Annotated in this window: 20 protein-coding genes and 1 tRNA gene; 9 read left to right on the forward strand and 12 right to left on the reverse strand. The window is 71.5% G+C overall.

Annotated elements, in window-relative coordinates:
• Nucleotides 1-14: 14 nt before the first annotated feature.
• The 7 genes from tatC to ACVFI9_RS10270 all read right to left on the reverse strand — a co-directional run bounded on the left by tatC (nucleotide 15) and on the right by ACVFI9_RS10270 (nucleotide 5,987).
• Nucleotides 15-803, reverse strand: a complete 789-nt coding sequence (tatC, locus tag ACVFI9_RS10240) for a twin-arginine translocase subunit TatC (RefSeq protein WP_474762129.1) — start codon at nucleotides 801-803, stop codon at nucleotides 15-17.
• A 14-nt stretch (nucleotides 804-817) separates the two neighbouring features.
• Nucleotides 818-1,090, reverse strand: coding sequence for a twin-arginine translocase TatA/TatE family subunit (gene tatA / locus ACVFI9_RS10245; protein ID WP_474762130.1), 273 nt, complete (start codon nucleotides 1,088-1,090; stop codon nucleotides 818-820).
• Between the two features lie 99 nt (nucleotides 1,091-1,189).
• Nucleotides 1,190-2,212 (reverse strand): helix-turn-helix transcriptional regulator, encoded by a 1,023-nt coding sequence (locus ACVFI9_RS10250; protein ID WP_474762131.1) that lies wholly within the window; start codon nucleotides 2,210-2,212, stop codon nucleotides 1,190-1,192.
• Nucleotides 2,212-3,240: a helix-turn-helix transcriptional regulator gene (locus tag ACVFI9_RS10255; RefSeq protein WP_474762132.1), complete on the reverse strand. Its 1,029-nt coding sequence runs from the start codon at nucleotides 3,238-3,240 to the stop codon at nucleotides 2,212-2,214. The genes ACVFI9_RS10250 and ACVFI9_RS10255 overlap by 1 nt, the downstream gene beginning before the upstream one ends.
• Before the next feature lie 50 nt (nucleotides 3,241-3,290).
• Nucleotides 3,291-4,226: an FKBP-type peptidyl-prolyl cis-trans isomerase gene (locus tag ACVFI9_RS10260; RefSeq protein WP_474762133.1), complete on the reverse strand. Its 936-nt coding sequence runs from the start codon at nucleotides 4,224-4,226 to the stop codon at nucleotides 3,291-3,293.
• 43 nt (nucleotides 4,227-4,269) lie between these two features.
• The gene (locus tag ACVFI9_RS10265; protein WP_474762134.1) at nucleotides 4,270-5,316 is read right to left on the reverse strand and encodes a tRNA (adenine-N1)-methyltransferase; all 1,047 of its coding nucleotides are present in this window, start codon (nucleotides 5,314-5,316) and stop codon (nucleotides 4,270-4,272) included.
• Nucleotides 5,313-5,987, reverse strand: coding sequence for an HAD family hydrolase (locus ACVFI9_RS10270; protein WP_474762135.1), 675 nt, complete (start codon nucleotides 5,985-5,987; stop codon nucleotides 5,313-5,315). The genes ACVFI9_RS10265 and ACVFI9_RS10270 overlap by 4 nt, the downstream gene beginning before the upstream one ends.
• A gap of 75 nt (nucleotides 5,988-6,062) precedes the next feature.
• Here ACVFI9_RS10270 and ACVFI9_RS10275 point away from each other — a divergent pair, with 75 nt between their 5' ends.
• A complete protein-coding gene (locus ACVFI9_RS10275; RefSeq protein WP_474762136.1) occupies nucleotides 6,063-7,004 on the forward strand; it encodes a PAC2 family protein in 942 nt (313 codons plus the stop codon).
• Between the two features lie 47 nt (nucleotides 7,005-7,051).
• Here ACVFI9_RS10275 and ACVFI9_RS10280 read toward each other — a convergent pair whose 3' ends face one another.
• Together ACVFI9_RS10280 and ACVFI9_RS10285 are read right to left on the reverse strand one after the other, a co-directional pair.
• Complete coding sequence (locus ACVFI9_RS10280; protein ID WP_474766230.1) at nucleotides 7,052-7,858, reverse strand: undecaprenyl-diphosphate phosphatase; 807 nt, start codon at nucleotides 7,856-7,858, stop codon at nucleotides 7,052-7,054.
• Between the two features lie 57 nt (nucleotides 7,859-7,915).
• Nucleotides 7,916-9,241, reverse strand: a complete 1,326-nt coding sequence (locus ACVFI9_RS10285; RefSeq protein ID WP_474762137.1) for a M20/M25/M40 family metallo-hydrolase — start codon at nucleotides 9,239-9,241, stop codon at nucleotides 7,916-7,918.
• A 114-nt stretch (nucleotides 9,242-9,355) separates the two neighbouring features.
• Between ACVFI9_RS10285 and ACVFI9_RS10290 the strand changes: the two genes are divergently transcribed.
• The 6 genes from ACVFI9_RS10290 to ACVFI9_RS10315 all read left to right on the forward strand — a co-directional run bounded on the left by ACVFI9_RS10290 (nucleotide 9,356) and on the right by ACVFI9_RS10315 (nucleotide 17,197).
• A tRNA-Leu gene (locus tag ACVFI9_RS10290) sits at nucleotides 9,356-9,439 on the forward strand.
• Between the two features lie 133 nt (nucleotides 9,440-9,572).
• Nucleotides 9,573-10,295 (forward strand): hypothetical protein, encoded by a 723-nt coding sequence (locus tag ACVFI9_RS10295; protein WP_474762138.1) that lies wholly within the window; start codon nucleotides 9,573-9,575, stop codon nucleotides 10,293-10,295.
• Nucleotides 10,292-11,839: a DNA polymerase Y family protein gene (locus ACVFI9_RS10300; RefSeq protein WP_474762139.1), complete on the forward strand. Its 1,548-nt coding sequence runs from the start codon at nucleotides 10,292-10,294 to the stop codon at nucleotides 11,837-11,839. The genes ACVFI9_RS10295 and ACVFI9_RS10300 overlap by 4 nt, the downstream gene beginning before the upstream one ends.
• Nucleotides 11,840-11,874: 35 nt before the next feature.
• Complete coding sequence (locus ACVFI9_RS10305) at nucleotides 11,875-15,291, forward strand: error-prone DNA polymerase (protein WP_474762140.1); 3,417 nt, start codon at nucleotides 11,875-11,877, stop codon at nucleotides 15,289-15,291.
• A 44-nt stretch (nucleotides 15,292-15,335) separates the two neighbouring features.
• Entirely contained in the window at nucleotides 15,336-16,586 is a 1,251-nt protein-coding gene (locus tag ACVFI9_RS10310; RefSeq protein ID WP_474762141.1) for an MFS transporter, read from the forward strand.
• A gap of 98 nt (nucleotides 16,587-16,684) precedes the next feature.
• Complete coding sequence (locus ACVFI9_RS10315; protein ID WP_474762142.1) at nucleotides 16,685-17,197, forward strand: hypothetical protein; 513 nt, start codon at nucleotides 16,685-16,687, stop codon at nucleotides 17,195-17,197.
• Here ACVFI9_RS10315 and ACVFI9_RS10320 read toward each other — a convergent pair.
• Together ACVFI9_RS10320 and ACVFI9_RS10325 are read right to left on the reverse strand one after the other, a co-directional pair.
• The gene (locus ACVFI9_RS10320) at nucleotides 17,194-17,730 is read right to left on the reverse strand and encodes a GNAT family N-acetyltransferase (protein WP_474762143.1); all 537 of its coding nucleotides are present in this window, start codon (nucleotides 17,728-17,730) and stop codon (nucleotides 17,194-17,196) included. The genes ACVFI9_RS10315 and ACVFI9_RS10320 overlap by 4 nt on opposite strands.
• A gap of 9 nt (nucleotides 17,731-17,739) precedes the next feature.
• Entirely contained in the window at nucleotides 17,740-17,904 is a 165-nt protein-coding gene (locus tag ACVFI9_RS10325; protein ID WP_474766232.1) for a hypothetical protein, read from the reverse strand.
• Between the two features lie 303 nt (nucleotides 17,905-18,207).
• Between ACVFI9_RS10325 and ACVFI9_RS10330 the strand changes: the two genes are divergently transcribed.
• Together ACVFI9_RS10330 and ACVFI9_RS10335 are read left to right on the forward strand one after the other, a co-directional pair.
• Entirely contained in the window at nucleotides 18,208-19,080 is an 873-nt protein-coding gene (locus ACVFI9_RS10330) for a DUF3097 domain-containing protein (protein WP_474762144.1), read from the forward strand.
• A 176-nt stretch (nucleotides 19,081-19,256) separates the two neighbouring features.
• Nucleotides 19,257-20,348: a VIT1/CCC1 transporter family protein gene (locus tag ACVFI9_RS10335; RefSeq protein ID WP_474762145.1), complete on the forward strand. Its 1,092-nt coding sequence runs from the start codon at nucleotides 19,257-19,259 to the stop codon at nucleotides 20,346-20,348.
• Nucleotides 20,349-20,428: 80 nt separating this feature from the next.
• Here the strand turns inward: ACVFI9_RS10335 and ACVFI9_RS10340 are convergent, their stop codons facing one another.
• The gene (locus ACVFI9_RS10340; RefSeq protein ID WP_474762146.1) at nucleotides 20,429-20,905 is read right to left on the reverse strand and encodes an Lrp/AsnC family transcriptional regulator; all 477 of its coding nucleotides are present in this window, start codon (nucleotides 20,903-20,905) and stop codon (nucleotides 20,429-20,431) included.
• Nucleotides 20,906-21,041: the final 136 nt, after the last annotated feature.

Here is a 21,041-nt window from a genome sequence, read left to right on the forward strand (position 1 = left end):
CTAGACAGGCTCGGCTAGACGGCCGCCCCGAACTCGAGCTGGTTCCTGCGCGCGACGCGCTTGTCGTGCACGTGCGCGATGCCCCACGCCGCGAAGTACAACCCCACCATGGGGATCGCGAGCATGAACATCGAGACGACGTCGGCCGAGGGAGTGGCGATCGCCGTGAACAGCACGATGACGAGGATGGCGATGCGCCACGACTTGATGAGCGCAGCGGCGCTGAGGATGCCGGCGAAGTTCAGCAGCACGAGGAACACCGGCACGACGAAGGCGATGCCGATCGCCACCACGAGCTTCAGCACGAAGTCGATGTACTCCTTCGCCGTCAGAAGCGTCTCACCGCCTTCGGGGACGAAGCTCGTCATGAGCTTCACGATGTTCGGAAGGACGAACCATCCGGCGGCGCATCCGGCGAAGAAGAGCGGGATCGCCGAGGCGAAGAAGGCGAACGTGAACTTGCGCTCGCGCGTGTTGAGCCCGGGGACGAGGAAGGCGAAGATCTGGTAGAGCCACACCGGGCTGGAGATCACGATGCCGATCGTGAACGCGATCTGCAGCATGAGGTCGAACGAACTGGAGATCGTCTGGAAGATGATCGCGGTGTTGTCGCCGCGCGCTTCGGCGACCCGGTTCACCGGGTCTTGGAGCGCATCCCAGACGAAGAGGTCGGTCAGCACCCACCCGGCGATGCCGCCGACCACGATCGCGATCGCCGAGATGAAGAGACGCTTGCGAAGCTCGATGAGGTGCTCACCGAGCGACATCCGCTTCTCGCGGTTCTTCTCCCCGCGATCTTTCACCGCGGACACCGCGGTCAGCGGCTCGTGCCGGTGTCGGCCTCGTCGGTCTTGGCCTTCGCACCGGCGCTGCCGCTCGCCTCAGGTGCCGTCGGAGCAGCCGGCGCAGCCGCATCGCGCGCTGCCGTGCCGTCAGCCGCCTCGTCCTTGTCGGAGCGCACCTCGCTCTTCAGGATCTTCATCGACTGGCCGAGGCTCTTGGCGAGGGCCGGGAGCTTGGGCGCGCCGAAGAGCAGCAGGATGACCACGAGGATGATCAGCGCGTGCCAACCAGTGAAGCCTTGCCACATAGGTGTTCGTCCGTTCTCCGGGGGGGATCGTCCCGTCAGTCTAACCGCCCTGCGCGACTGCGCGACGATCGGGTTGCCCAACGTCCGCTGACCGGAGGGTCACGGCCCGTCGGGGCCGGTCGTCGCAGGTGCAGCGGCGGATGGCTCGTCGTCGCGATATCCGGCGAGGCCCGCCTCGGCCCACTCCGCGACCGCAGTTCGCGCCTCGGGGGGTGAGACCACCGTGACGAGACCCGGAAGGCCCGCGACGAGCCGTTTCAGCCCGTGCACGTGGGCCAGGCGAAGGGTCACGCGCAGCCGACCCTCGACCTCGTGCGTGCGCGAGTCGGCGAGGTAGTCGGCCAGCAGTGGCAGGGTGGAGGGCGATACGTCGACCACCACGTCGAGGTCGGAGTCGGACCGCTGGAACAGGGTGTCGGGAACCTGGTGCTGGGAGTGGTCGCCCACCGGCTCGTCGGTGACCACGAGGTCGCTCATCCGGTCGACGCGGAAGTTCCGCACGTCCTGGCGGGTGTGGCAGAACGCCTGCAGGTACCAGTCGGCGTCCTGCGAGATGATCCGCAGCGGGTCGGCGCGACGCCGGCTCCCCTCGCCCCGAGCGTTCAGGTAGTCGAACTCGATCTGGCGCCCCACCGCGACGGCCTGGCGGATCGCCGCGAGCGAGGCATCCGCCTCGGTCTCGGCGACGGCGAGCCGGCTCGGCGTCGCCGACGCGCCCGCGGTGAGTTTGGCCATCAGTGAGGCGAGCGAGGCGCTGCCCGCGTTCTCGGGTGACGCGGAGAGGTACTGGAGGCCGGCGATGAGCGCCGCCGCCTCGCGTGCCGAGAGCCGTGGCGCGTCGTCGATCGCGACGTGGTGCACGATCACGATGACGTCGTCGTCCTCGAACGACTCCCAGTCGATGTCGAAGAGGTCGTTCGGCTGGTACGTGCCCGTGGAGCCCGGCAGGCCCGAGGTCGCGATGAGGCGCACCGCGTCGCGGATCTCGACTTCGGTCATGCCGAAGTGCGCCGCGGCATCGGACACGGAGACCACCCGCTGCTCGAGCAGGTACGGCACGAACGCGAGCAGGAAGACGAGCTTGTCGGGGCCCTTCAGCGGCCTCGTGCGGCGGGCGGCCATCACGTGGCTCCTTCGTGGCGTTCATCGCGGTGCGCCGCCGCGACGGTCGCGAGCCGCTCTCGCACGGCCTCGCGCAACGACGCGGGATTCACGACGTGCACCTCGGGCCCGTAGGCGGCCAGTTCGTCGGCGAACACCGCGGCATCGGTGTAGTGGAGCCGAATGACCCCGGCGTCCTCGTCGCGGAGCACCGCTCGCTTGCCGAGGCGCACCTCCGCGTCGGTGCCGGCGGCGACGGCGAGATCGGCCGCATTCCGCAGTCGCAACTCGTCGAGCTCGGCGAGGATGCGGTCCTGGATGCCCGGCGGAGGCGGGTCGAAGGTCATCCCGGGTACCGGTTCCACCTGTCCGATGATCCGGGAGAGCAGGAAGGTGCGGGGGCCGGCCGCATCGCGATCGAAGGCGTGCAGGTGCCAACGGCCCTCATGCAGGACCACCGCGAGCGGATTGACGGTGCGCAGGCGGGGCTCGGCCTCCCCCGGCTTGAAGTACCGGAACCGCACGGTCTGCCGACGATCGAGGGCCTGGCGGAGCGGCTCGAAGGCGGCGTCGCGCACGCGCAGCCTCGGAGCGTAGCCGATGACGGGGTCGCGCGGCTCGATGCCGAACGAGCGGAGCTTGGTGAGGGCGCGCTGGGAATCGGCCGAGAGGGACGCCTCGCGCCACACCTCGGCGGCGAGGCCGAGCAGCGTGAGCTCGTCGGGCGTGAACCGGACCTCGTCGGGCAGGTCGTACTGACCCTTCGGGATGCGGTAGCGCAGCGCCTGGTTGTCGCCGGGACGATCGGGCGACTCCACGGTCTCGAGGGGGATGCCGAGCTCGCGGATGTCGTCCTTGTCGCGCTCGAACTGGCGCTCGAGGTTGGCGTTGCCGCCCGACTCCGAGTACCGCTCGGCATAGCCGCGCACCGAGGAGAGGATCTCGGACTTCAGGAGACCGGTCTCGGTCGCGAGGAGCGCGAGCACGAGGCTGAAGAGTCGGTCTTCGACCGGAATCCTCGACGCTCCCGCTTCCCCTGCGCCAGCCACAGGAGCGATCATACTCATGCGGGAGGGGGCCCCGACGGCTGCCGGCCGGGTCAGACGACCCCCAGGATGTCGACCACGAAGAAGAGCGTCGAACCGGCGGGCACCTGGGCGTTGCCCTGGTCGCCGTAGCCCTCGGACGGCGGCACGATGACGCCGATCTGCGAGCCGACCGTCTGGCCGACGAGCGCGTCGGACATGCCGGGGATCACGTTGCCCCCCTCGCCCACGACGAACGTGGCGGGCCGGCCCTGCTCCCAGCTCGAGTCGAAGACGGAGTTGTCGTCCCAGAGCACGCCCGTGTAGTGCACGACGACGGAGTCGCCGTCTTCCACGGTCTGGCCGACGCCCTGCTTCAGCACCTCGACCTCGAGCTCCTCGGGCGGCGTCGACTTCGGCACGGTGATGCCGGGGCGGCCGTCGGGTGCGAGCACGACGGCGGGGAACTCGTCGCGGCTCAGGCGCACCGACCCGTCGGCACGGGAGAGGAAGGCCCGCTCGACATCGATCACGAAGACGATGCTGTCGCCGGGCTCGATGCCGATCGAGGGATTGCCCTGCTCGCCGAAGGCGTCCTCCTCGGGCACGACCGCCACGACCCGCGAGCCCACCCGCGCGCACGAGAGCGCCTTGTTCAGCCCGGGCAATGCACCTTCGGCGTACGTGACGGCGATGGGCTCCTCGTCGCCGAAGCCGGCGGTCTGGAGCTCGTCTCCGGTCGTGCCGTTGTACACGGCCAGCCCGATGAGCGCCTGCTGGCCCTCGTGGATGCGTTCGCCCTCGCCCGCGATGACCTCGGTGCACTGCGTCTCGCCTGGCACGAGCGGCGTCGGGAACTCGACGCGCGGCGCGTCACCGAAGTCCCCCTTCACGGTCACGACGTCGGACGACTGCCCGGCCGAGGCCTGCGGCGTGGGCGCCGAGGCGCAGCCTGCGAGCGCGACGGCGACGAGTCCGGCGGTGGCGATGAGCGCGAATGACGAGCGCACTGATCCTCGATTCTTCGATGGGTCGCGGAGGGGCGTTGGTAGCCTAGCGGGCTTCTTCCGCCGGGTCGTCGGGCAGATCGGTGTCGGTACCGGCACCGGGTTCGTCGTCGGCGGCGCGAGAGCGCGCGGCCGCGGCATCCGCTGCCCGTACGCGCTTGCGGAGCGCCTTGTCGCTCACCTGGCGCTCGCCCAGCGCGCCGGGCGTCCACGCCTCGACGTCCTCGTCGCTGAACTCGGTCTTCGACGGGCGCCGCTTGAGCTCTGGCAACTCGGTGCCCGGCGCGAGCCGGCGAGCGGTGATGAGGAAGCCGGTGTGCGCGATCATGCGGTGGTCGGGTCGCACGGCGAGCCCCTGCACGTGCCAGCCGCGCACCATCGTCTCGTTCGCGACGGGCTCGGTGTACCAGCCGGTCGCGCGAATGGCCTCGGCCACCCGGGAGAGCTGCGTGACGGTGGCGATGTAGCAGAGCAGCACGCCGCCGGGCTTGAGCGCGGTCGAGACGGCGTCGATGCACTCCCACGGCGCGAGCATGTCGAGCACGACCCGGTCGACGGATGCCTCGGCCACCTGTTCGGGCAGGGCCTGTGCGAGGTCGCCGAGCGTGATCGACCAATTGTCTGGGTCGGCGCCGTGGAACGTCGCCACGTTGCCGCGCGCGACCTCGGCGAACTCCTCGCGACGCTCGAACGAGTGCAGGCGACCCGCGGGCCCGATCGCGCGGAGCAGCCAGAGCGACAGGGCACCGGAGCCGACGCCCGCCTCGACCACGGTGGCGCCCGGGAAGACATCGGCCTGCGCGAGGATCTGCGCCGCGTCCTTGGGGTACACGATCGCCGCGCCGCGCGGCATCGACATCACGAAGTCGCTCAGGAGCGGGCGGAGGGCGAGGTACTCGACGCCCACCTGGTTCTTCACGACCGAGCCGTCGGGCAGGCCGATGAGGTCGTCGTGCGCGATGGGGCCCTTGTGCGAGTGGAAGAGCTTGCCGGGCTCGAGGGTGATGGTGTGCATGCGACCCTTGGGGCCGGTCAGCTGCACCCGGTCGCCCGCCCGGAACGGCCCGCTGCGCTCGCCGCGACTCTCGATCATGCGCGCGCCCGACGGAGGTCGAGGAGAGCGCCGAGGTCGGCGACGGTGCGGCCCGCGAGCGTCGGCCAGAGCACGTGCGAGGGCGCATCGTCGAGGGAGAGGATGTTCGGCACCCCCACGGCGATGGTGCCGGCATCCCATGCCGATGTGAGCCCGGCGGGCGAGTCCTCGATGGCGACGCACTGGCGCACGTCGACGCCGAGCTCCTCGGCGGCCTTCAGGTACGGCTCGGGATGGGGCTTCGCGTGCTCGACGGCGTCGCCCGTGACGAGGGCGTCGAAGGCATGGAACGGGATGGCGCGCACCACGTCGTCGGCCATCGACCGCACCGACATCGTGACGAGGGCGGTGGGCACGGACGCCTCGCGCAGCGCCTCGAGGAGTTCGCGCGCGCCGGGCCGCCACGGCACGCCGTGGTCGGCGAGCTGTTCCTGCACGCGCGCGGTGAGCCGCGCCACGATCGTGTCGGCGTCGAGGTCGACGCCGACGGACTGGAAGACGGCGGCGGCCTCCCAGAGCCCGCTGCCGACGAGCCGGAGGCCGTCTTCATGCGTCCATCGGCCGCCGAAGGACTCGACGAGCTCCTCCTCGGCCGCCATCCAGTAGCGCTCGGTGTCGACGAGGGTGCCGTCCATGTCCCAGAGGACGGCGGCGGGGAGGCGAGTGGTCACAACCCGCAAGTCTACGGGCACGGCCTATTGTGGAGGTGTCGCCGGTCCACCGGCGCGGGAAGCGGGGCACCAGGAGTGAAACAGCCGGCCGGTTTCGAGGGCGGAAGGCTGCTCGTCGTCGCGTTCGAGGGTTGGAACGACGCCGGGGAGGCGGCCACCGGCGCGGCCAGGCTCCTGGTCGAGCGCCTCGGCCTCGTCGAGATCGCCGCGGTCGATCCCGAGCTCTACTTCGACTACCAGTTCACCCGGCCGACGGTCGTCGTCGGCGACGACGGCAACCGGCGCATCGAGTGGCCGGGCGCCGCCATCCTCGGCCCGAGCGGCATGCCCACCTCGAACGCCGAGGAACGCGTCACCGGTCCGGGCGCCGAGACCCTGCACGTGCTCATCGGCGCCGAACCCGCCCGCAGCTGGAAGGGTTTCGCGGCCGAGCTCGTGGACGCCGCGCTGACCGCCGACATCGAGGGCATCGTGCTGCTGGGCGCCATGCTCGCGGATGCCCCGCACACGCGCCCGCTCTCGGTGTTCGCCTCGAGCGAGAACGCGGAGGTGCGCCAGGCGCTCGGCGTCGACCGGTCGAGCTACGAGGGACCGGTGGGCATCCTCAGCGTCATCGCCGACCAGGCCGAGCGCGTCGGGATCCCCACGGTGTCGCTGTGGGCGTCGGTGCCGCACTACGTGCACAACGCGCCCTCCCCCAAGGCGGTGCTCGCGCTCCTCGGCAAGGTCGAGGAGCTCACCGGGCTCAGCATCCCGCGCGGCAACCTCGAGACCGAGGCCAAGGCATGGGAGGCCGGCGTCGATGCGCTCGCGGCCGACGACGAGGACATGGCGGGCTACATCACGCAGCTCGAGCAGGCGCGTGACGCCGTCGACGCACCCGAGGCGAGCGGCGAGGCGATCGCCCAGGAGTTCGAGCGATACCTCCGGCGTCGCGGCGACGGACCCGAGGGTCGTGCCGACGGCCGCGGCGACGGTCCGCGCGACGAGCCCCGGCGGCCGCGCGACGGCGGCTGAGCCGCGAACCGGCGACCGCGGCATCCGCTCGCCCGCTCGGCGTCGGGTCAGGCGTCGATGGTGCCCGTGGCGAGCAGCCAGAACAGGAGCCCGCCGAGCGCGATGCGGTAGATCACGAACGGCAGGAAGCTGTGCTTCGAGATCCACGCCATGAAGAAGTGGATGATGAGGATCGCGACCACGAACGCGACGATCGTCGCGGCGGCGGTCTCGAGCGGGCCGTACACGGCGGGCTCGCCCCAGCTCTTGAACAGCTGGTAGAAGCCCGACCCGAACACCGCGGGGATCGCGAGGAGGAACGCGTATCGTGCGGCAGCCGCGCGCTGGTAGCCGAGGAGCAGTCCCATCGTGATGCTTCCGCCCGAGCGTGAGACGCCGGGGATGAGCGCCATGGCCTGGGCGAATCCGAACAGGATGCCGTGCGGCACGGTGAGCTCGTCGAGGATGCGATGCTTCGCGCCCGCCCAGTCGGCGAGGCCGAGGATGATGCCGAAGACGACGAGCATGGTCGCCACGATCCAGAGCGAGCGGAAGGTCGTCTCGATCTGGTCCTGGAACAGGATTCCGAGCACGACGATCGGGATCGAGCCGACGATGATGAGCCAGCCGAGCCGCGCGTCGGGGTCGTGGCGCGGGATGCGGCCGAACAGGGCCTTGAACCAGTGCGAGACGATGCGCACGATGTCCCGCCAGAAGAACACCACGACGGCCGTCTCGGTGCCGATCTGGGTGATGGCCGTGAACGCGGCACCGGGGTCTGCGGCGTTGGGCAGGAACTCCCCCAGGATGCGCAGGTGGGCGCTGGAGGAGATCGGGAGGAACTCGGTGAGGCCCTGCACGAGGCCGAGGATCATCGCTTCGAGCACGGGGAGATGGACCTTCCGAGAGTCGGGAATCGAGACCGGTCGTGGTCAGTAGGCGAGCAGCAGGTCGCGCAGGACCCGCCTACCGAAGGATAGTGCGTCGAGCGGAACGCGCTCGTCGACGCCGTGGAACATGGCTGGGAAGTCGAGCCCCTCCGGCAGCCGCAGCGGCGCGAATCCGTAGCCGGCGATGCCGAGCCGGCTGAGCGACTTGTTGTCGGTTCCGCCCGACAGGAGGTACGGGAAGACGGGCGCGCCGGGGTCGTGAATCCCGATCGAATGCCGCACGGCGTCGACGAGCGGGCCGGTGGTGGAGGCCTCGAGTCCGATGTCGCGGTGCACGATGCGGATCTCGATGTCGTCGCCGACGAGCTCCTGGATCTCGGCGAGCACGGCGTCCTCCTCGCCGGGCAGCGTACGGATGTCGACGAGCGCCTCGGCGTGGTCGGGAATGACGTTGTGCTTGTAGCCGGCGTCGAGGGCGGTCGGGTTGGCGGTCGTGCGAAGGGTCGCCGTGATGAACCCCGACGCCGAACCGGTGGCGAGGGCGAGTTCGTCCGGCGAGGTGCGCTCGGGGTCGACGCCGAGCACGTCCGCGATCTCGCCGAGGAGTTCGTGCGTGGTGTCGGTCAGCCGAAGCGGCCACTCCCTGCGGCCGATGCGCGCGATGGCCTCGGCGAGCTTCGTGACGGCGTTGTCGCGGATGAGGCGGGAGCCGTGGGCGGCGACCCCGCGGGCGATGAGTCGCACCCAGATGAGCGACTTCTCCCCGGTCTGCAGCAGGTAGGCGCGCGTGCCGTCGATCGTGATCGAGTATCCGCCGACCTCGCTGATCGCCTCGGTGGCGCCCGCGAACAGCTCGGGGTGGTGATCGACCAGCCAGCTCGCGCCGAGTCCGCCGCCAGCCTCCTCGTCGGCGAAGAACGCGACGACGATCTCGCGCTCGGGCAGCGAGCCTGCGCCGATGATGTCGCCGAGCGCGGTGAGCATCATGGCGTCCATGTCCTTCATGTCGACCGCGCCGCGACCCCACAGCATGCCGTCGTGGATCTCGCCCGCGAACGGGTCGACGCTCCAGGTGCGTGCGTCGGCAGGCACGACGTCGAGGTGGCCGTGCAGCACCAGCGCCGGCTTCCCGGGGTCGCGCCCGGGCACCCGTGCGACGACGCTCGTGCGCCGCGGTTCGGACTCGAACAGCTGCGGCGCGAGGCCCAGGGCGGCGAGCTTCGCCTCGACGTACTCGGCGGCCTCGCGTTCGCCGTTGGCCCTGCCCTCGCCGTAGTTCGAGGTGTCGAAGCGGATGAGGTCCCGCGCGATCGCCGCGGTCTCCTCGAGCTCGGCGTTCGGCTGCTGGACTGCGGATGTCGGGGCCATGCGTTTCACCGTAGCGGGCGGCCGTGAGGGGTGGCCACGCGTGTTCGAGGCCCCTCGGAATCCGTGCTAATGTCTTCTTTCGGGCCTGCGGGAGACCGAAGGCCCGAACACAACGCGCGGGTGGCGGAAATGGCAGACGCGCTAGCTTGAGGTGCTAGTGCCCTAACGGGCGTGGGGGTTCAAGTCCCCCCTCGCGCACGCGTTGTGAGAAGGCCCGGATCATGCCGATCCGGGCCTTCTCTCGTTCCCGGCTCCCCTGCTCGGGGGGATGGACGCACGGCCTTCCGGACTTGCCACATTCGAACATGTGTTCGAACATTGAGTGGTGACGATGACCACTCCCCGACCCGCTCCGGCCGCCTCGGCGACCGGGCCGGCACGCGTCGAGGAACTGCAGGCCCGCATCCGCGGGATGCAGGCAACGCGCCTCGACTCCAAGGCCGTGCCGACGCATCCGGCCCTGGCCGAGGTGCTGCCGGGCGGTACCCTGCGCGAGGGCACGGTCGTGCAGGTCGTGGGGTCGACGACCCTGCTCATGGCCCTCCTCGCCGGGCCCAGCTCGAGCGGACGATGGGTCGCGGTGGCGGGCATGCCCGAGTTCGGCGTCGAGGCCGCGGCGCGATTCGGCATCGCCCTCGACCGACTCGTGCTCGTGCCCGATCCAGGGCGGCAGTGGCTCACCGTCGTGGCGGCGCTCGCCGACGTCATCCCCGTCGTCGCGGTGCGACCGTCGGGCCGGCTCTCCCCCGCCGAGGCGAGCCGTCTCCAGGCTCGGCTCCGCCAGCGCGGCTCGACCCTGCTCGTCGCGGGCGAGTGGCCGGGCAGCGACGCCCGCCTCGGCCTCGAGGCGAGCGAATGGCAGGGGCTCGAGCAGGGCCACGGGCACCTCGCCGAGCGCGAGGTCGTGGTGAGCGTCGCCGGTCGCGGCGAGTTCGTGCGCCGCTCCCGCTCCCGGCTCCGGCTGCCCGGGCGGCACCTCGAGTTCACCCCCGTCGCCGCCGAGGTCGCCGAGCCGATCCGCCTCGACGACTTCGAGCGGAGGGCCACCGGATGACCACCGACCTCGGCCGCACCATCGTGCTGTGGTGCCCCGACTGGCCCGTCTTCGCGGCCTGCCGTGAGACTGGCCTCGATCCGGCCGCGCCCGTCGCGCTCACCGAAGCCGGCCTCGTCTTCGCCTGCTCGCCCGCCGCGCGCCGCGACGGCGTGGCCCGCGGGCTGAAGCTCCGCGAGGCGCAGTACCGCTCCCCCGGACTCATCGTGCAGGAGTACGACGCCGACCTCGACGCACGCGTCTTCGAACCCGTCGTGCGAGCCGTCGAGGCCGCCGTGCCCGGCGTGCAGCTCATCCGGCCGGGCACGCTCGCCATGCGCGCACGCGGTCCCGCCCGGTACTACGGCGGTGAGGATGCCGCGGCGTCGGCCCTCCTCGCCACGGTCGTCGAGCACGGGGTGCCGGGTGCCAGGGTCGGCGTCGCCGACGGACCGTTCGCGGCCGAGCAGGCGGCGCGTGCCACGGGCGCGTCGCCCATCGGGGTCGTGCCGCCCGGGGCATCCGCCGCCTTCATCGCGCCGCTGCCCGTCGCCCTCGTGGTCGACGCCCGCACGGCCACCCTGCTGAACCGGCTCGGCGTGCGCACGCTCGGCGAGTTCGCCGCCCTGCCCGCCGCCGACGTACGGCGCCGGTTCGGCGCCGCCGGCGCGTTCGCGCACGACCGCGCCGCCGGGCGCGAGCAGGCCCGCGTCATCGCTCGCACGCCCCCGCCCGAATTCGAGGCCGAGCAGCACTTCGAACCCCCGCTCGACCGCATCGACCAGCTCGCGTTCGCGTTCCGTGTGGGCGCCGAGGAGTTCATCGACCGCATGCGTGCCGTGCGCCTCGTCTGCACGGGCCTGCGCATCGAGCTCGACGACGAGCGCGGCGGGCACTCGAGTCGCAGCTGGCTGCATCCGCGCTGGTTCACGCCGGCCGACGTCATCGACCGCATCCGCTGGCAGCTGCAGGGCGCGGGCGGCGGCGGCGACGCGGGCCTCGACTCCCCCATCGTGCGGCTGCGCGTCATCCCCGAGCGCATCGACTCCACGGGCAACCACGAGGAGGGGCTCTGGGGCGGCGGGCCCGACGAGCGCGTGCACCACGGGCTCACACGCGTGCAGAGCATGCTCGGACACGAGGCCGTCGTGACCCCTTCGATCGGCGGCGGCCGCATGCTCGCCGACCGGCAGGTGCTCGTGCCGTGGGGCGACCGGCCTCCCGAACGCACGAGCGAGGCGCCGTGGCCCGGCAGCCTCCCCGCCCTCGCGCCCGCGAGCGTCTTCCGCGAACGGCCGCCGATCGCGCTCCTCGACGCGCGTGGGGCCGTCATCACGATCGACGATCGCGGGGTGATCTCGGCGACGCCCGATCGGTTCGCCGTGGGCGGCGGCGAGGCCGCCCCGGTGCGCGCATGGGCCGGCCCATGGCCCGTCGTCGAGCGCTGGTGGGACGCCGAGCACGCCAAGCGCGTGCACCGGTTCCAGATCGTCGACGACGACGGCTGCGCATGGCTCCTCGTGCGCGACCGCGACGGCTGGTGGGCCGAGGCGAGGTACGACTGATGGGCCGGGTGCAGCGGATGGGCGGGGTGTGAGCCGTGGGCTGGAACAATCCGGGCATCCCGTGGTCGGAGCTCGAGCGCAAGCTCTCCGACCGGCGTCGGCCGGGCGGGCCGACCGTCATCGCCGACGGCGGCGACAGTCCCGCCTGGAGCCGGAAGCGGCATCCGTACCGCCCGTCCGACGGCCTCGAGGCGCCGGCCGGGCCCATCGTGCCGTACGCCGAGCTGCACGCGCACTCGACGTTCAGCTTCCTCGACGGCGCCTCCACGCCCGAGCAGCTCGTCGAGGAGGCGCACCGGCTCGGCCTCTCGGGGCTCGCCGTCACCGACCACGACGGCTTCTACGGCATCGTGCGCTTCGCCGAGGCCGCCGAGAGCTTCCCCGAGCTCCAGACGGTGTTCGGCGCCGAGCTCTCGCTCGGGCTCAGCGAGCCGCAGATGGGCGTCGCCGACCCCGAGGGCGAGCACCTGCTCGTGCTCGCGCGCGGCGAGGAGGGCTACCACCGGCTCGCGAGCGCCATCACCGCGGGCCAGCTCGCGGGCGGTGAGAAGGGACGGCCGGTCTACTCGCTCGAGGAGCTCGCCGAGCGCGCGGGCGACGAGTGGGTCGTGCCGACCGGATGTCGCAAGGGCGCGGTGCGGCGCGCGCTCGCGCACGACGGGCCCGATGCCGCGCGGCGCGAGCTCGACCGGCTCGTCGCGCTCTTCGGTCGCGACCACGTCGTCGTGGAACTGTTCGACCACGGGCATCCGCTCGACCAGGACGCGAACGACGCGCTCGCCGAGCTCGCCGCGCGCGCCCACCTGCCGCTCCTCGCCACGAACGCCGTGCACTACGCGACCCCCGGCGAGCACCGGCTCGCGTCGGCGCTCGCCGCCGTGCGGGCCCGGCGCAGTCTCGACGAGCTCGACGGCTGGCTCCCCGCCTCCGACGGCCTGCACCTGCGCTCGGGCGCCGAGATGATGCGGCGGTTCGAGCGGTACCCCGGCGCGGTCGCACGGTCGGTGACGCTCGCCGGCGAGCTCGGCTTCCGGCTGCGCAGCGCCCGTCCGCGCCTGCCCCGCCAGGAGGTGCCCGACGGCCACACGCCCATGAGCTGGCTGCGCGAGCTCGTGTGGGCGGGTGCCGAGAAACGCTATCCGGGCGTGCCCGAGCACGTGCGTGAGCGCCTCGCACGCGAACTCGACATCATCGAGCAGAAGGACTTCCCCGGGTACTTCCTCATCGTCTACGACCTCGTGCGCGAGGCGCGCAGCCGTGGCATCCTCTGCCAGGGCAGGGGGTCGGCGGCGAACTCGGCGGTCTGCTACGTGCTCGACATCACCGCGGTCGACTCGATCTTCTTCGACCTGCCGTTCGAGCGGTTCCTTTCGGCGCTCCGCGACGAGGAGCCCGACATCGACGTGGACTTCGACTCCGACCGCCGCGAGGAGATCATCCAGTACGTCTACGGCAAGTACGGTCGCATGAACGCGGCGCAGGTCGCGAACGTCATCAGCTACCGTCCGAAAGCCGCCGTGCGCGACATGGCGAAGGCGCTCGGCTACTCCACAGGCCAGCAAGATGCCTGGTCGCGCCAGGTCGAGCGGTGGGGCGCGGTGGTGTCGACCGACGACCACGACATCCCCGGGCCCGTCGTCGAGCTCGCCGAGCAGCTGCTCACCTTCCCGAGGCACCTCGGCATCCACTCGGGCGGCATGGTGCTCACCGACCGGCCCGTCGGCGAGGTCTGCCCCATCGAGCACGCCCGCATGGAGAACCGCACCGTGCTGCAGTGGGATAAAGACGACTGCGCGTGGATGGGACTCGTGAAGTTCGACCTGCTCGGCCTCGGCATGCTCGCAGCGCTCCAGTACACGTTCGACCTCATCCGCGAGCACACGGGCGAGGAGTGGGAGCTCGCCACGATCCCAAAGGAGGAGGAGGCGGTCTACGACATGCTCTGCCGCGCCGACTCGATCGGCGTGTTCCAGGTCGAGAGCCGCGCGCAGATGGGCACGCTCCCCCGACTGAAGCCGCGCTGCTTCTACGACCTCGTCGTCGAGATCGCCCTCATCCGCCCCGGTCCCGTGCAGGGCGGCGCGGTGCATCCGTACATCCGGCGACGCACGGGCGAGGAGCCCGTCAGCTACCTGCACCCGAAGCTCGAACCCGTGCTCGCCCGCACCCTCGGTGTGCCGCTGTTCCAGGAGCAGCTCATGCAGATGGCCGTCGCCGTGGGCAACTGCAGCGCCGCCGACGCCGACCTGCTGCGCCGGGCCATGGGCTCCAAGCGTGGCATCGAGAAGATCGAACGGCTCCGCTCGAAGCTCTACGCCGGCATGGCCGAGAACGGCATCGCCCCAGACGTGGCCGACTCCATCTACGAGAAGATCGAGGCATTCGCGAACTTCGGCTTCGCCGAGAGCCACGCCCTCAGCTTCGGGCTGCTCGTCTACGCGAGCTCGTGGCTGAAGCTGCACTATCCCGCCGCCTTCCTCGCCGCCCTGCTGCGCGCCCAGCCCATGGGCTTCTACTCGCCGCAGACGCTCACGGCCGACTCGCGTCGGCACGGCGTCGAGGTGCTCCGTCCCGACATCCTGCGGTCGGGCGCGAGCGCGGGCCTCGAGGCGGTCGACGACAGCGCTGTCAGCAGACGGCGCGAGTCGACCGGCATGGCGACATGCACCGATCCCATGCAGCCGCCCATCGGCGCCTTCCACCGCGACGCCCCCGACCGGTCGGTCGAGCACCGGCGCGACGGCGCGTTCGCGGTGCGGCTCGGACTCGCCGACGTCACCTCCATCGGCACGACCGTCGCCGAGCGCATCGTGGCCGAACGCGAGGCGCGCGGGCCGTATCGCGACATGGCCGACGTCGCCCGGCGCGCGGCCCTGAACGCCGAGCAACTGGAGGCGCTCGCCGCAGCCGGCGCGTTCGACGGGTTCGGCCTGCAGCGTCGCGAGGCGCTCTGGCTCGCCGGTGAGGCCGCCCAGGACCGCGAGGAGTACCTCGCCGGATCGGTCGTCGTCGTGCAGCCGCCGCTCCTGCCGATGCTCACCGACGCCGAGCAGGTGATCTACGACCTGTGGGCCACGGGCATCTCGCCCGACGACCACCCTGTGCGGCACATCCGGGAGGGGCTCGACGAGCGCGGCGCCGTGCGAATCGATCGGCTGCGCGACCTCGAGAGCGGGCGGCGCATCGAGGTCGGCGGAGTCGTCACGCACCGCCAGCGGCCGGCGACGGCGAGCGGCATCACCTTCCTGAACCTGGAGGACGAGTCGGGCACCCTCAACGTCATCGCCGGGGTCGGGGTGTGGAACCGGTACCGGCGGGTGGCGCGAGAGGCGCCCGCGATGATCGTGCGCGGCATCCTCGAGCGCTCGCCAGAGGGCGTCACGAACCTCGTCGCCGACCGGTTCGAACGCCTGGTCATGTCGGCGCCCGCGAAGTCGCGCGACTTCCGCTGAGCGCGCAGCTGTCGCCGAGAAACGGGCGGGCGTACCATGACCCCATGGGTCGAGTCCGATCCACACCCCGCACCACCTCGACGCCATCGTCCTCACACGCCGAGCGACTCTTCACGCCGCAGTTCATCGCGCTGACGGTCGCCGAGCTCGCCTACTTCACTGCCGGCGGCGTCGCCATCTTCGCCCTGCCCCTCTACGTGACCGGGCCGCTGGGTGGCGACGAGGTAGGTGCCGGCATCGCCTACGGCGCCTTCGCGGTCTCGGCGCTCCTCCTGCGACCGTTCGCCGGTCGTCTCTCCGACGTGTATGGCCGCCGGCCGATGCTCCTCGGTGGCGCGATGCTCGCCGCGGCCAGCCTCGCGTTGATGACGACGGTCCACGACATCGTGCTGATCGTCTTCCTGCGACTGCTCGCCGGCGTCGGCGAGGCCGCGTTCTTCGTGTCCGGATTCGCCGCCCTCGCCGACCTGGCGCCCCCGAAACGACTCGGAGAGGCACTGTCGTACAACTCGCTCGGGCTGTACCTCGGACTCGCGCTCGGTCCCCTGCTCGGCGAGTCCCTGGTGCGGATGTGGAGCTACGAGGCGGCGTGGATCGGCGCGGGCGTGCTCGCCGTGCTTGCTGCAGGGCTGTCCATCCTCGTCGGGGAGACGATGCAGGAACGCCCGACCGCCCACGGGCGGCAGCCCATCATCCACCGTCCGGCCGTGCCCCTCGCCATCGGCTTCTTCACGAGCCTCATCGCAGCCGGCGGCTTCCTGGCGTTCGCCTCCCTCTACACGATGCAGATCGGCCTCGACGCCCTCAGCACGGCGCTCTTCCTCTACGGTGCGGTGGTCGTGACCTGCCGCATCGCCTTCGCCCGGGTTCCGGACCGCCTGCCGTCGCTGCCGCTCGCAGCCGGATCACTCGGCACGATGGGGCTGGGGCTCGTCATCATGGTGGCCTGGCAGTCGGTCGCCGGACTCCTGATCGGCGTGGCGGTGCTGGCTGTCGGCATCTCCTTCAGCACGCCGGCGTTCTTCTCGGCGATCTTCGCCACGGCGACGCCCAGCCAGCGCGGTGTCGCGTCCGGCACTGCGACGGCGACGATCGACCTCGGCCTGGGCCTCGGTCCGATCGCCCTCGGCTTCGTCGCCCGATCGTCGGGCATCCCCTGGGCGTTCGCGGCCGCCGCCGCGGTGGCGTTCGCCGGCGGCGCTTGGACGCTCCTCCTCGCCCGGCGACGTCGCGAGGCCGCACGCATCACGGGCCCCGAGGCCGCGGCGACCGAGGCCGGGGCCGAGCCGGCCTGACGGCTGCACACGCGTTCCCGGCGTGTCCGAATGGCGCTGTCAACCCGCTGCACTCGGGCGCGATCGCCGCGTAGATTGGCCGGACTCCGGGGGGGATCATGCGCACACACCGTTTCGCTGCAGCGGCACTCGTCGCCACGCTGTCGCTCTCGTCGTGCGCATCGCCGGGTTACGACCACGACACCTCGCAGGGCCTGCGCGAGCACATCGTCGCGATCAGGGAGGCGAGCGCGGCCGGCGACTGGCAGCGCGCGCTCGACGGGCTCGAGAGCATGGCGGCCGAGCTCTCCGAGGCCCGCAAGGAGGGCAAGGTCGACGATGAGCGGTTCGACACGATCACGCTCGCCATGGAGCGGGTTCGCCTCGACCTCGAGATCGCCATCGCCGCGGCGGCGAGCGAAGCCGAGCGGCAGCGGCTGCTCGACGAACAGGCTCGCCTCCAGGAGCAGATCAGCTTGCTGCAGAGCCAGGGTGGTGGAGGTGGCGACACGGACGCCCCTCAGAAGGACGAGGGTGGCAAGAAGGACGACGGCGACAAGAAGGACGACGGGAAGAAGCACGAGGGCGACACGAAGGACGAGCCGAAGACCGAGGGCAGGGGCAAGGATTAGGCCCGGCCGCCCGGCTGGAGATCCCTGGCCATGAGCACCCGTCGCCCATGCCGCAGCAGGCCGAACTCGGCTTCGATCCGGACCAGCCCACGGTGGAACGGCGAGTCGATGGGCGCGCGCACCGCGAAGCCGCAGGTCTCGTAGAACGGCCGGTTCCACGGAACATCCGCGTAGGTCCGAAGCGTCATCAGGTCGTTGCCGCGGGTGGATGCCTCCGCGATCGCGGCTTCGACGAGTGCCCGTCCGTGTCCGCGGCGCGCATGCTCGGCGAGCACGGAGAGCTGCTCGAGATGGGCGGCGCCCTCGACCTCGATGACGTGGACGAATCCGATCGCGGGGCCGTGCTCGTCCTCGGCGACGACCAGCACGAATCCGGGTTCGGCGACCCGTTCGGCTCCAGCCGTGGTCGGTTCCCCGCCGAAGGGATCCGGCCCGAGGACATCGTCGAAGCGCGCATCGGCCGCCCGTTCGATGTCGGGCAACGCAGCGACGTCACGCTCCGTCGCCGGCCGGATGCTGCGCACGATGGCCATCACGACAGCCTAAGCCGACGGTGACGCCGACGGACGACTCACCATGCGGATCACGCGCACGCCGTGCTCGATCTGCACACCGCCGTCTGCCACGAAACCGTGCTTCCGGTAAAATGCCTGCGCGCGAGGGTTGGGGTCCGCGACCCAGGGCACGACCTGCTCCTGCGGGTCGATGACGGCGTCGAGGAGCGCGGCGCCGGCGCCCGAACCGTGCGCGACCGGCGCGAGAGCGCTCCTCGGTCAGGACGGCGGTCCAGAAGCGTCGGCGAGCCACCGCGAACGCCGGATCGTCGAGGAGTTCGTCGGGCATCAGGCCGCGATAGGTCTCCTGCCAGGAGCGCACATTCACGCGCGCCATCTCCGCGGCGTCCTCCACACGCGCCGGACGCACGCGTATCGACGAGTCCATCCTCGAACGCTACTCCCGGGGTCGTGTCGGTTCGCCGTCCGGTTTCCGATGTCGGCTAGCCTCGTCCGGTGCCGATCACGACCCACGACCCCAATGGACCCGATCGCTACGGCGACGACGTGCTCGCCGGCGACTGGCGGGCGCGCGGGCGCCGGGTCATCCCGAAGGTCGAAGCCGTCCGCGACCTCGTCGTGGAGCTTGCCGCAGACGGCTACGTCGGGGCGGTCGTAGGCCTCGACAAGCAGCACGTGGTGCTCGAGGATCGCCTCGGACGCAAACGGCTCTTCCCGCTGGGCCACGGCTTCCTCATCGACGGCGAGGCCGTCGAGCTCGTGCGTCCCGCACCGAAGGCACCCACCGGTCGCGCCCGAACGGCGTCGGGATCGTACGCCGTCGAGTCCGCACCCGCCCGCGTGGCGCTGCCGAGTCGCATCTTCGTCGAAGGCCGGCACGATGCCGAACTCGTCGAGAAGGTGTGGGGAGCCGACCTCCGCATCGAGGGCGTCGTGGTCGAGTATCTCGAGGGCGTCGACGTGCTCGAAGCGCAGCTCGACGAGTTCCGGCCCGGCCCCGGGCGGCGCGCGGGCATCCTCGTCGATCACCTCGTGCCCGGCTCGAAGGAACAGCGCATCGCCGACGCGGTGGCGCACGGCCCGCACGGCCGCCATGTGCTCGTCGTGGGACATCCGTTCATCGACATCTGGCAGGCCGTGAAGCCGACGCGCCTCGGCCGCGACGCCTGGCCGGTCATCCCGCGCAGCACCGAGTGGAAGCACGGCGTGTGCGAGGCCTTCGGGTGGCCGCACGCCGAGCAGGCCGACATCGCCCGCGCGTGGCAGCACATCCTCAGCCGGGTGCGTGGCTACGGCGACCTGGAGCCCGCCCTCCTCGGGCGCGTCGAGGAGCTCATCGACTTCGTCACGGCGCCGCAGGGGCACTGAACGAAGCTCCGGCACGGCGGCGTTCGGCGCTCCGAAATGCTGCCAATCCGGGCGAACCGGGCGGATGCCGCGCGCCGCGCCGCTATGGTTGCTGAGGCCGCTCAGGCGGCGATGACGTGACGGGGCGCGGGCGACCCTGCGGGCGTCCGCCGCTCCCGGGGGAAATGTGGAGCAGGATGAACGAGGACGAGCGGGCGGGCTCTCCCGCCGACCGGGCCAGGTGGCGCCGCTACCTCGCCGACGAGCGTGCGGAGGCCGCGGTCTACCGAGAACTCGCCGCCCGTCGAGAGGGTGAGGAGCGGGAGATCCTCCTCGCGCTGGCGGCCGCAGAGGGCCGGCACGAGGCGCACTGGCTCGCGCTGCTCGACGGCGACGATTCGGGCGTGCCGCGCGCCGACCTGCGGACGCGGATGCTCGCTGCGCTCGCCCGCCGTTTCGGCTCGATCTTCGTGCTCGCACTCGCCCAGCGCGCCGAGTCCCGCTCGCCCTACGCCGGCGACCCCGACGCGACAGCGGCCATGGTCGCCGACGAGCGCATCCACGGCGAGGTGGTGCGCGGGCTCGCCGCCCGGGGTCGGCGTCGCCTGGCGGGCACGTTCCGTGCGGCGGTGTTCGGCGCGAATGACGGGCTCGTCTCGAACCTCGCGCTCGTCCTCGGCATCGGTGCGACCGGCGTGCCGGCACCGGTCGTGCTCTTCACGGGCATCGCGGGCCTGCTCGCCGGGGCGCTCTCCATGGGCGCCGGCGAGTACGTCTCGGTGCGATCGCAGCGCGAGCTGCTCGAGGCATCCGCCCCCGACCCGACCGCGAGGGAGGCGCTCGTCGACCTCGACATCGACGCCAACGAACTCGCCCTCGTGTACCGCGCCCGCGGCATGGGCGTGCAGGAGGCCCAGGAGCAGGCGGCGCTCGTGGTCGCGCGTGTGCAGGCGGCCGGCCGGCACGCGGCGACCGACGCCCTCTCGGTGGCGGAGCACGACGACGAGGCGGTCGGCACCGGTGTCTCGGCGGCGGTCTCGAGCTTCTGCTTCTTCGCATCGGGCGCCCTGATCCCCGTGCTGCCGTGGATCTTCGGCCTCAGCGGCACGACCGCGGTCATCGCCGCCACGGTGCTCGTGGGCATCGCCCTGCTCGCCACGGGCGCGATCGTCGGGGTGCTCTCGGGTGCCTCGCCGCTGAAGCGCGCGCTGCGGCAGCTGGGCATCGGGCTCGGCGCAGCGGCGCTCACCTACCTGCTCGGCCTGGCCTTCGGCACCACGCTCGCCTAGTCCCGCCTGCTCCGAATCCCGGGTTCTTGCGGGTGGACCCGCAAGAACCCGGGATTCGGGAGGGAGGAAGGTGGCGCCCGTCAGCTGACGAGCTTGTTCCAGCCGTCGCCGTCGACATGCTCGAAGATGAGGTTCGTCTCGGTGTGCGCGACCGCCGGATGCCCCGTGAGGTGAGCGAGCACGAACTCGCGGAGCTCCTCGGCATCGCGTGCCGCCACGTGCAGGAGGTAGTCGTCGGCGCCCGCCATGTGGAACACGCCGAGCACGCCCGGCAGGTGCGGCACCTGCGAGCGGAACGCGTCGATCTCGCTGCGGTCGTGCTTCGCGAGCCGTACGGCGATGAGCGCCTGCAGCGACACCCCGAGCGAGGCGAGGTCGACGTCGACGCGGTAGCCGCGGATGGTGCCGAGGCTCTGCAGCCGGCGCAACCTGAGCGACACCGTCGACTCGGCGACGCCGACCTCGGCGGCGAGGGCGGCACCCGACGCCCTCGCGTTCGTCGACAGTGCCTGCAGGAGGGCCCGGTCGACTCGGTCGAGTTCGGCTCGTTGCGCCATCGGTGGACCTCCTGGACGTGTGCGTGATTGCAGATGCTTCGAGATTTCGACTCTATCGCATCGAATCTTCAAGCCGAGTTGCCGTTCATGATGCATTCTGCTTCATTCGAAGGATGCAGACATCGTCGTCGAAGTT

This window comes from Agromyces sp. NSFZ, assembly GCF_056156205.1.

What these genes read in the sequence shown, in the direction of transcription:
- tatA (WP_474762130.1), bottom strand. Translation starts at nt 1,090, where the DNA reads ATGTGGCAAGGCTTCACTGGTTGGCACGCGCTGATCATCCTCGTGGTC.
- ACVFI9_RS10250 (WP_474762131.1), bottom strand. Translation starts at nt 2,212, where the DNA reads ATGGCCGCCCGCCGCACGAGGCCGCTGAAGGGCCCCGACAAGCTCGTC.
- ACVFI9_RS10265 (WP_474762134.1), bottom strand. Translation starts at nt 5,316, where the DNA reads ATGATCGAGAGTCGCGGCGAGCGCAGCGGGCCGTTCCGGGCGGGCGAC.
- ACVFI9_RS10280 (WP_474766230.1), bottom strand. Translation starts at nt 7,858, where the DNA reads ATGATCCTCGGCCTCGTGCAGGGCCTCACCGAGTTCCTCCCGATCTCC.
- ACVFI9_RS10285 (WP_474762137.1), bottom strand. Translation starts at nt 9,241, where the DNA reads ATGGCCCCGACATCCGCAGTCCAGCAGCCGAACGCCGAGCTCGAGGAG.
- ACVFI9_RS10295 (WP_474762138.1), top strand. Translation starts at nt 9,573, where the DNA reads ATGACCACTCCCCGACCCGCTCCGGCCGCCTCGGCGACCGGGCCGGCA.
- ACVFI9_RS10300 (WP_474762139.1), top strand. Translation starts at nt 10,292, where the DNA reads ATGACCACCGACCTCGGCCGCACCATCGTGCTGTGGTGCCCCGACTGG.
- ACVFI9_RS10310 (WP_474762141.1), top strand. Translation starts at nt 15,336, where the DNA reads ATGGGTCGAGTCCGATCCACACCCCGCACCACCTCGACGCCATCGTCC.
- ACVFI9_RS10315 (WP_474762142.1), top strand. Translation starts at nt 16,685, where the DNA reads ATGCGCACACACCGTTTCGCTGCAGCGGCACTCGTCGCCACGCTGTCG.
- ACVFI9_RS10320 (WP_474762143.1), bottom strand. Translation starts at nt 17,730, where the DNA reads ATGGCCATCGTGCGCAGCATCCGGCCGGCGACGGAGCGTGACGTCGCT.
- ACVFI9_RS10335 (WP_474762145.1), top strand. Translation starts at nt 19,257, where the DNA reads ATGAACGAGGACGAGCGGGCGGGCTCTCCCGCCGACCGGGCCAGGTGG.
- ACVFI9_RS10340 (WP_474762146.1), bottom strand. Translation starts at nt 20,905, where the DNA reads ATGGCGCAACGAGCCGAACTCGACCGAGTCGACCGGGCCCTCCTGCAG.